Origin of the sequence: Thermosynechococcus sp. Uc (assembly GCF_029335995.1) — a bacterium.
Lineage (GTDB): Bacteria > Cyanobacteriota > Cyanobacteriia > Thermosynechococcales > Thermosynechococcaceae > Thermosynechococcus.
This window is the reverse complement of sequence record NZ_JARJMS020000033.1, coordinates 1-8616: the sequence shown is the minus strand read 5'-3', so window position 1 is coordinate 8616 and position 8616 is coordinate 1. Positions and strand designations below refer to the sequence as shown.

Genomic DNA, 8616 nt, shown 5'->3' with positions numbered 1-8616 from the left:
CTTGTCAATGCCCAAGTAGCGGGGCAAACTCAGGAGAGGGGTGTGATAGTCAAAAGGAGGAGGAGTCTCCTCGGTGCTAATCACATCAATCCCCGGCAGCATCTGACAGAGGCGAACCAGAGGCGGATAGGCAGCAAACATCACCCGTTGGGCACGCCGCGCTATCAAAGGCAGTAAACGCACAAACTGAATGCAGTCCCCTAGCCCCTGCTCGCTATAGACAAAGAGGGTTTTTCCCTCAAGGGACTGACCTTGCCAACGCGGCTGCGGATAGGTGCGCAAGCCACCCGTGGATTGCTGCCAGCGCCATTCGTATTCTTCCCATCCCTCTTGAAAGTGTCCTAGGAGTAGCAGCACCAAGGCAAAGCTCAGGCGCACCTCCGCAACATCAGGAGCAAGGGCAACCGCTTGACGAAAATGGTGGAGTGCCGTTTGCGGCTCGCCTATTTCCAGCAGGGCTGTGGCCAACCCAGCTTGGGCAGTACTGTTGAGGGGGTCAAGGCTGAGGCAACGCTGGTAATAACTCATGGCTGTGGCAAAGTCCGCTTCCTGAAGGTAAATTTCCCCCAATTGCAGCAGTGCCTGTGGATGTCTGCTGTCCCGCAGCAACACTTCTTGATAGCGATCGCGCGCCGCCGCCAGCTTGCCCTGTAGCTGCAAAGCGTAGCCCAGATTGTAGTGAGCTGTGAGCAGTTCTGGATTGGTGCTCAGGGCCGCTTGAAAGTGATGAACCGCTGCTTCGTAGTGCTTCAAAGCAAGATAGACACTGCCCAAATTATTGTGGACATCGGCTTGGCCGGCTTCGAGGTAGAGGGACTGTTCATAGCAAGCACTGGCTTCTGTAAGTTTCCCCTGAGAGTGCAGGCACAGTCCCAAGTTATATAACGTTGTGGGCAAGTCAGGATTCAAAGACAGGGCTTTTTGGTAGCAGGCGATCGCCTGCTCAGTCTCCCCCAAATCCAGATAGGCATTGCCGAGATTGCTGTGGGCTTCTACCCACTCCGGCCTGACTTCAAGGGCACGCTGATAGTGAGGTAGAGCCGCGGCCGGCTGCTGAAGAACATCGTGGAGCACAATGGCCAACCGATAATGGGCAGGGGCATACCACGGATTAAGGGCGATCGCCCGTTCATAGGCCATCTTCGCCTCAAGGGGGTCTCTCTGCTGTTCAGCAATTAATCCCAACAGGTAGTAGGCCTCAGGCTGCGGCGACCGTTCCACAGCTTGACTGGCCCACTGTCGTGCCCCGCTCCACTGCTGCTGCTGATAGAGTTGCCAAGCCTTTTTGAGCGGCGAGGCTGTGTACCATCCCAAAATACCCACAGCGACTGCTACGAATCCTAGGTGTGTTGATTCAAATAATAAGCAACGGCAGTGGCAATTGTAGAATTTCCGTTGCAGTCCAGGGGCGTCGGGTCTTGGGGAGGCTGCGGTTCTGCGCGCAAAAACTGCCAATGGCCACTAAAAAACTCCTCATGGCTGAGGATTTGATGGAAGTGGTGCGCCTGCAATCCCGCCACCAACACTGGCCCTTCGGCAAAATCATCGCGACGAATCGTTGCCACCGCTACCCCCACGCGATAGGCCTCCGCATAGGTGCCATAGCCGGGCTTAGATACAACTCGCCCACAGAGGGGCATCACATCCACTGGACGCAGTTGTTGCCCACAGAGCTTCAGGAGGTTGGGCAGCCCTTCGGGAGCGGCGGCATCAAAAGTGAGGAACTGCCAATCGGGAAAGTCTTTGAGTGCCCCATAGGGAATGGCCTGCAAACTCAAGCCGCCAAATGTTAAAAGAACCGTGCGATCGCGGGGGGTAGTAAGGTCAAGGCGCTGCCGCAACTCCGCCGGGTCAAAACGCGGTTCAGCTCCCGTCAATCCCACAGGTTCCTTATGGCGAAACGCCGTTAGCGGTTCCGCAAAGGGCAGTTGAAACAGGCGATCGCACCTACTGTAAAGATCACCCACCCAATCCGCAATCTCAACAAAGTCATCCCCAAAAGAGCGATAGATAAAATCCCAGCCAAAATTACTGACCATCCAGCAGGGCACCCCTGCTGCGTGGGCGATCGCTACAGCCAATGGCGGAATATCTGCTAAGACCAACTGCGCCCGATTTTGCCGAATAAACTCAGCCTCTGCACAGATTAACTCAGGGGCAGCCGCCCGCAGTTCCAAAAGCTTAGCACGGGTTGCCGCCAAATCCATTTGCAGACTATCCGCCTGTACGACCCCCAGATCCAGGGCGCGGGGGCGGTGAATAAACTCCCCCTCCAAATTTGCCCGCAACAACCAATAGGGAGCAGCCGTCACGATCAGTGGCAACAGAGTGGGCACTTGACGGCGAATCGCATTCACAAGTGCGGTTGTTCGCCCCACATGACCAAAGCCATGGTTTGTGATTGCTACGTAGAGAGTCGGTCGAGCCACAGGACTGTTCTCGCCAAAACAGATGTAATCTTAACATTTGTAAAAACTTTCTCTTGTTCTCCCCAGCATCTTTTTCCTTGCCTAGATAGGAGTACCCAAGGATTGTAGCTACAGGAGATTTATTTTAGTCTATTCAAATAGACTATAAAATAGATTTATTGACGGTATTTATAAATTTGTGTTGCCTTTTATGAAGATGTGTAACATACTGTTGACCAGGAGGCAGAGATAAGCATGGCAACCTGCTAGACGTTCAACATCTCTGAAGCTGTATGACCTATACCACCGATACTCGTTTCACTCCCTCAACACTGGCCACAGCCGTTCAAGAAGTCATCACTCTCTTCAACTGCTTGAGCGTGGATGACAAACTAGGGCTTCTGTGGTTTATCTACACTGAAACGGGTCATTCGATTACAGCCGCCGCCCTCGGTACGGCTCGCCTACAACTGGCGGAAGGGCTGCTCAATCAGGTCAAAGCACTCAGTTTTGATGATCAGCTTCAATTCATGCGTGACTTGGTGGCCAATGTGGATACCCCTCTTACCCGTGCTTACGGCGTCTTTAGTCCCAACACCAAGCTTGCCTTCTGGTACCAACTGGCGGAACTGATGAAACAGGGGTTTGTGGTACCCGTGCCCGCCGGTTATACCCTCAGCCGCGATGCCGATCGCGTGTTTGAAGCTATCAAAGCCCTTGATTTTGGTCAACAAATTACCATCTTGCGGAATGCCGTAGTCGCCATGGGTGTAGATCCGCTTGCCGTCTAATTAAGATGCCATGGGTTACGCAAGGGGGCAGCTTGCTCCCTTTTTTTATCTCGATTCAAACCACTGAGGATATTAAAAAATGATCCATTCTGTTCAAGGCAGTCCCATTCTCGGCATTGACGAGCCAACGCTCAGCGCCTATTTTACTGCCCTCAACGACGAACGCTATGAGGATGTAGCCGCCCTATTTGCTGAGGAGGGAGTTCTCTATCCGCCCTTTGCAGAGCCGCTAATTGGCCGGGGAGCGATCGCCCACTATCTCCACCTTGAAGCTGTGGGTATGCGGGCAGAACCCCTCAAAGGAGAATTCTTGACGAAAGAGGGTACACAGCGCTGCTATCGTTTAGTGGGCAAAGCTAAACTCCCTCTCTTTAGCGTCAATGTGGCCTGGCAGTTTGGCCTCAATACCGAGGATCAGATCACCTTTGTGAAAGTCAATTTACTTGCCACCTTGGAGGAACTCCTCAGCTATCAGCCTCTGCGTCAGCAACACTAGGGCGATCCGAAAACACCTCACACTCTAGAGCCTCTACGCGATCGCGCAAATTGTGAAGAATGCCAGAATGACTGAGGCGTACCGCTGCCAACTGTTCCCGCAGGCGATCGTAGTTTTGCGGCAGTTGTTGGCGCAGATGAATCACTTCACGGCTAAGAGCATTGACCCGTCGCTCTAGATCCGCCACCCGCTCAGGCAAACGATCCGTTTGGGCATAAAACTTACAAACAATGTCCACAATTGCTGCTTCAAGGCTAGTCAATTGATGCTCCCGCTGATAGGCATACAGCCAACTGAGAACATCCGGTGGTAAATGCTCTGTAATTTCCGACTCAAAATTCACACTTCCATCCTGTAGCAGGCCGTATTTCTATTTTGTCGCTTTAGGGAAAGTGATGGCGAAGCATCGGAATAGCCCCTTGTAGTCAGGCAATTCCACGACTATCGAGCAAAAACTTAGGAGGCGTCAGCCAAAAGAGTTGACTATTGCCAAGGGGATCGATGTCTGGAACTTTTAGACCAATAATGCCTGCTTTCTTGAGTTGGATGTGTCCCAAGGCTCGGCCACAGGTGAGAAGTTCTGTCCAGTGACTAAGATTGGGTTCATGACCCACTGCAATGAGGGCACCCTCATGTTCTTGACGCCAGTGGCTCAGCCACTGGAGCCATTCTTGCAAGCGGCCACTCGGAGCTAGCAGGTCAGAAATCATTAAATCGGGAGCAACCCCCACTTCTAGGAGAATTTCTGCCGTTTGCCGTGCCCGCAGCAGCGGCGAGGAGAGAATGAGTTCTGCCTCAATGCCCAGATCTAGTAACCGCCGCGCAATCTGCTGGGTTTTCTTTTCGCCTTTGGCCGTCAGGGGGCGATCGCCATCACTGCCTTCAAAGACTTCCTGTTCAACCGCAATCCCGTGGCGGAAAAAAAAGACTGTTAGCTCCCTCATAAAGACCTAGAACTTAATGACCAGAAACAGTGCCCTACTCCGTACCGTGGAGGACATTGTTCTTGGGATTAACGAGATGGAGGAGCTTTTGCTTAATCTGGGTATCGTAAACACTCCACTTGAGTTTAGCGTACTCTGGATTTTCATTGAGACCCGACAAGAAGCCCACGGGAATTTCAAAACCGCCGGCTTGGGAGCGACCCCCACCAAAGAAACGCCCTTGGCGATCCTTGCCAAAGGCCTCCTTGATAAATTCGTCAGGATCTAGGGTAATTTTCGTCGTGCGCAGCGAACCAATAATCAGCTCCACCTCTTCATCTTCGTCGTGGACAAGACCATAGACAACAGCAGTGTGAACGTTCTCCTCAGTAACAAGGAAATCAGCCGCTTGGGGAATGGCATCGCGGTCTTCGTAGCGGATATAGCCCACGCCAGAAATCGAGAAATTGTTGTGAATAGAGCGGTTTTTGAGCGATCGCTCGATGACGTCCATCACCTGTTTTGAGCGGTGGGACTGCAAAATGGTGTTCAGCAGTTGATAATCAATAAAACGACTCAGAAAGGCGGCTGCCAGAAAGTCCTCCTCTTTGGCCTGTTTAAGGCAATCAGTGTCGGAGCGCAGGCCATGCATGAGGGCAGTGGCGCATTTTACGTGAACTGGGTTGCTACTGTCGAGGGTGAGCAGCCCTGCTTGCAGGTATTGGGTAAAGATGGTTGCCGTGGCGCGGGTCGTTGGCCGAATGTCTATAAACTCGGCTTGGATGGCTTCTTGCAGACTGTGGTGGTCAATAATGGCGATCGCGGGTAGGCGAGCCTCCTGCACCATTGGCAGTAATTGGCTGGTGGTGCCTTGGTTGTCAATCAGGACGTAGCCTTGGTAACAGGAGCAGTCCCGCTGATCCTTATTTTTAGTACCTTGCACGGTCCAGCGCACAAGGGGCATCCCCGTCAGCCGCACCAAGGTAATATTTTCTTGATGACTCAGGGCACCGGCGTAGGCAATATCGCACTGAATCTCAAACTGCTCAGCAATGAGCTTATAGGTCCACGCCGAAGAAAGGGCATCAGGATCAGGAAAATCTTGCAGAATAATTAACTGCCGTGTACCGCGGTGACGTTCCAGCATTTGCCGCAGCGCTTCGGCACGGGGATCACTCAAGCGAACTTCCACCTTTGCCAATTCTGTAGAGGTCGTCTCTGATTTCGCCAGTGCGTTACCATTCAGTTCAGGATGAGTGGAACTGACGTCACTGGCAGTGGGGTCACTGAGTTCAAGTGGATGGGGAGATTGCATAGTTGTTTCAGCGTTGGATAACAGGGTTGAACCCAATGGGGAACGCACAGAAGAGAGTTGTCGTCACCATACCGTTAACGACTCTATTTCGATCTTGGCAGATATTTTATCGTTTGGCATCCCCCCTTGGACGGTGTGTGGGTCGCTTAGCGGTGGGGCGGTCTTGGCATCCCTTAGCACTCAGCTTGGCGATCGCCCTTTTTTTTGCGGGAACCCACAGTCTGAAAGCGCAACAGGTCTGGCGGGGCGGTGAATCAGTTCCTGTGCAAAGAGCCTATGCCGAGTGGGAGCAAAAACACATCCTCTATTTGGGTGAGACCCACGATAGGGTAGCCGATCATCAGGCACAATTGCGAATTTTGCAGGAGTTACAGCGGCGGGGTCGCCCACTGGCGATCGCCCTTGAAATGATTCAGCGTCCTTTTCAAGCTGCCCTCGATGCCTACATTGCGGGTGAGATTACCGAAATAGAGTTGCTGGAGCAAACCCAATATGCCCAGCGGTGGGGCTTTCCTTGGTCGCTGTATGCGCCGATTTTTCGCTTTGCCAAGGAGCAGCAAATTCCCCTGATTGCCCTGAATACTCCCAGTGAAGTTACCCGCCAAGTGGCACGTCAAGGCCTAAAAAGCTTAAGGGAAGACGATTTTCGCTATATTCCACCCCTGATAGACATTGATTTAAGCAACACTGCCTATCGCGATCGCCTGAAGGAAATTTTTACTGCTGCCCACCAAGGGGTGAGTCACAGTCTTAATTTTGACTTCTTTTACCAAGCCCAAGTCCTTTGGGATGAAACGATGGCCAAAGTCATTGCCAAGCATCATCAGCGAGATCCCGAGCGCCTGATTGTGGTGTTGACGGGTCGGGGTCACGTTTATTTTGGGGATGGCATTCCCCAGCGGGTACAGCGACGGCTCTCCCCCAACCTCCGCCAAGCAATTATCCTTCTCAATCCCACAGCAATGGAAAAAGCCAAGCCCGGCATTGCCGACTGGTTTTGGCAAAATGATCCTTCTCTGTGAACTAGTCAGCTAAGCCATGTTCAAGGGCAAAGCGTACAAGTTCTGTGCGGCTGCTGGTGCCTGTTTTTACAAAGAGGCGACTCACGTACTTTTCAATATTGCGAACACTGGTATTGAGTTGGCTAGCAATTTCCTTATTCATTAGCCCCTTCACCACCAATTGCAGAACACTGGCTTCGCGAGGGGTGAGATCCAGGCGAACAGCAGAAGCAGTGGGATTACGTTTGCCCTGTTGGACAAGCATCGCCCGCAGTTCGGCAATTTGTTGGGCTAGATGGGTCAGGTTGGGTTCCGTCTCATCGCGAGCAGCCGCTTGGCGCCGCAGCAGATTTTTAATAATGGCCACCAGTTCATCTGGGTCAAACGGTTTGGCTAGGTAGGCATCACAGCCAGCATCATAGCCTTGGATGCGATCGCGCTTCATCCCTCGCGCCGTGAGGAAGACCACAGGAATGTGGCTAAGATGGGGCTGTTGGCGTACTCTTTCTAAAAAGGCATAGCCATCCATTTGCGGCATCATGATGTCTGTAATAATCAAGTCGGGCACATTGGTTTCTAGGTAGGCCAGAGCCGCCTGACCATTGGCCACCGCTGTCACCTCAAAGCCACTGTCCTCTAAATAGGCTGTCACCGCCTCGCGTACCCCCGGTTCATCATCCACCAGCAGTAATTTTGCTGTCATTGTCTCTCTCCTACTTCCGTAGAACCCAATCTACCCATGGTTTATTATTATTTGCAGTCTCTGTTTGGAATGTTTTAATGGCAATTATTGTGCTGCGGGCATGGTACCTACCGCAGTATGAACCCCTCGACCAAATTGAGCAACGCCCCCACGATCTACGGCTCAACAAAAGTAGCTTGCTGAAAACAGCATTGCGGGCAGATTTTCTCGATGACTTAGCAACAGTCCAGCGTTCGGAGTGGTTTCAGCGCTACCGCCTTGGCGAAACAGTGGAATTTTACATTGAAGGGAGTGGCAGCTATACAATCGCCAATATTGATATTCTCAGTCACGAAATCTACTTCATCAAGAGCGATCGCCTGAGTTACTTGGAACCTACCCTCTTTTTCAGTGCCGCAGATAGCCCCAGTAGCGACGAGATTCGCACAGTCCTCAAAGCATTTGTAACCAATACTCCCAGTCGCTTTCCCTTGGAACTGGTGGAAAGCCCACGTTCAGATACCGCTCCTCTACATTTGGAGCGTGCCGTTATTACCCGATTGCGTCGCTCGCTTCTATTTATTGCTGATGGCACAGGGGTTGAGAATGGCCAGTTGCACCCTCTAACTGCATTGGAATTAGGCTATGCCCTCGCCAGCAAACGACGGAATCAGATTCTGATCGTGGAGCAGCACCCTAGAAAAAACCTCCCCCTTCCTTTGCCGGTTGATCTTCCCAGTTGCCAGCGGGTCATCTATAGAGAAGCCTCAGAGCTACCAATGTTACTCCCCCCCTGCCTGATCAACCTACTTTTACCCTTTCAGTTGCTGACGCCCCAGGGATAGCCGGTTTGACCCAGTGACATAATAGGGAGGGGGGTACACCGGCTTCCAACACGAGTTCTGGCAAGAGGTGTAAGACACGAGTACACTGACGTATAAAGAGACAAATACACAGTTGAAGTTTTGTCTACTGTTGATGATTTAGGAGATGATTAAAT

Annotated in this window: 10 protein-coding genes; 4 read left to right on the top strand and 6 right to left on the bottom strand. The window is 52.1% G+C overall.

Features of this window, described 5'->3' with window-relative positions; translation table 11 throughout:
- A partial coding sequence (locus P3X23_RS03705) for a tetratricopeptide repeat protein (protein ID WP_300873264.1) occupies positions 1-1323 on the bottom strand: 1323 nt, incomplete at its 3' end.
- A gap of 17 nt (positions 1324-1340) precedes the next feature.
- Positions 1341-2429 (bottom strand): glycosyl transferase, encoded by a 1089-nt coding sequence (locus tag P3X23_RS03700; RefSeq protein ID WP_300873262.1) that lies wholly within the window; start codon positions 2427-2429, stop codon positions 1341-1343.
- A 272-nt stretch (positions 2430-2701) separates the two neighbouring features.
- Between P3X23_RS03700 and P3X23_RS03695 the strand changes: the two genes are divergently transcribed.
- Both P3X23_RS03695 and P3X23_RS03690 read left to right on the top strand, forming a co-directional pair.
- Positions 2702-3199, top strand: a complete 498-nt coding sequence (locus P3X23_RS03695) for an orange carotenoid protein N-terminal domain-containing protein (protein ID WP_300873260.1) — start codon at positions 2702-2704, stop codon at positions 3197-3199.
- Between the two features lie 79 nt (positions 3200-3278).
- The gene (locus tag P3X23_RS03690) at positions 3279-3695 is read left to right on the top strand and encodes a nuclear transport factor 2 family protein (RefSeq protein WP_300873258.1); all 417 of its coding nucleotides are present in this window, start codon (positions 3279-3281) and stop codon (positions 3693-3695) included.
- On the opposite strand, the gene P3X23_RS03685 is transcribed toward P3X23_RS03690, so the two are convergent.
- The 3 genes from P3X23_RS03685 to P3X23_RS03675 form a co-directional block, all read right to left on the bottom strand.
- Complete coding sequence (locus P3X23_RS03685; RefSeq protein WP_300873256.1) at positions 3664-4038, bottom strand: hypothetical protein; 375 nt, start codon at positions 4036-4038, stop codon at positions 3664-3666. The genes P3X23_RS03690 and P3X23_RS03685 overlap by 32 nt on opposite strands.
- Positions 4039-4120: 82 nt before the next feature.
- The gene (gene sixA, locus P3X23_RS03680) at positions 4121-4639 is read right to left on the bottom strand and encodes a phosphohistidine phosphatase SixA (protein WP_300873254.1); all 519 of its coding nucleotides are present in this window, start codon (positions 4637-4639) and stop codon (positions 4121-4123) included.
- Positions 4640-4673: 34 nt separating this feature from the next.
- A complete protein-coding gene (locus P3X23_RS03675; protein WP_300873252.1) occupies positions 4674-5933 on the bottom strand; it encodes a bifunctional oligoribonuclease/PAP phosphatase NrnA in 1260 nt (419 codons plus the stop codon).
- A gap of 113 nt (positions 5934-6046) precedes the next feature.
- Here P3X23_RS03675 and P3X23_RS03670 point away from each other — a divergent pair, with 113 nt between their 5' ends.
- Positions 6047-6955, top strand: a complete 909-nt coding sequence (locus tag P3X23_RS03670) for a ChaN family lipoprotein (RefSeq protein ID WP_300873250.1) — start codon at positions 6047-6049, stop codon at positions 6953-6955.
- A gap of 1 nt (position 6956) precedes the next feature.
- Here the strand turns inward: P3X23_RS03670 and P3X23_RS03665 are convergent, their stop codons facing one another.
- The gene (locus P3X23_RS03665) at positions 6957-7637 is read right to left on the bottom strand and encodes a response regulator transcription factor (RefSeq protein ID WP_300873248.1); all 681 of its coding nucleotides are present in this window, start codon (positions 7635-7637) and stop codon (positions 6957-6959) included.
- Between the two features lie 77 nt (positions 7638-7714).
- Here P3X23_RS03665 and P3X23_RS03660 point away from each other — a divergent pair, with 77 nt between their 5' ends.
- Positions 7715-8461 (top strand): hypothetical protein, encoded by a 747-nt coding sequence (locus tag P3X23_RS03660; protein WP_300873246.1) that lies wholly within the window; start codon positions 7715-7717, stop codon positions 8459-8461.
- Positions 8462-8616: the final 155 nt, after the last annotated feature.

Bases quoted from the DNA above. Each gene is read 5' to 3' on its own strand.
- P3X23_RS03675 (WP_300873252.1), bottom strand. From the start codon at position 5,933: ATGCAATCTCCCCATCCACTTGAACTCAGTGACCCCACTGCCAGTGAC.
- P3X23_RS03665 (WP_300873248.1), bottom strand. From the start codon at position 7,637: ATGACAGCAAAATTACTGCTGGTGGATGATGAACCGGGGGTACGCGAG.
- sixA (WP_300873254.1), bottom strand. From the start codon at position 4,639: ATGAGGGAGCTAACAGTCTTTTTTTTCCGCCACGGGATTGCGGTTGAA.
- P3X23_RS03690 (WP_300873258.1), top strand. From the start codon at position 3,279: ATGATCCATTCTGTTCAAGGCAGTCCCATTCTCGGCATTGACGAGCCA.
- P3X23_RS03660 (WP_300873246.1), top strand. From the start codon at position 7,715: ATGGCAATTATTGTGCTGCGGGCATGGTACCTACCGCAGTATGAACCC.
- P3X23_RS03695 (WP_300873260.1), top strand. From the start codon at position 2,702: ATGACCTATACCACCGATACTCGTTTCACTCCCTCAACACTGGCCACA.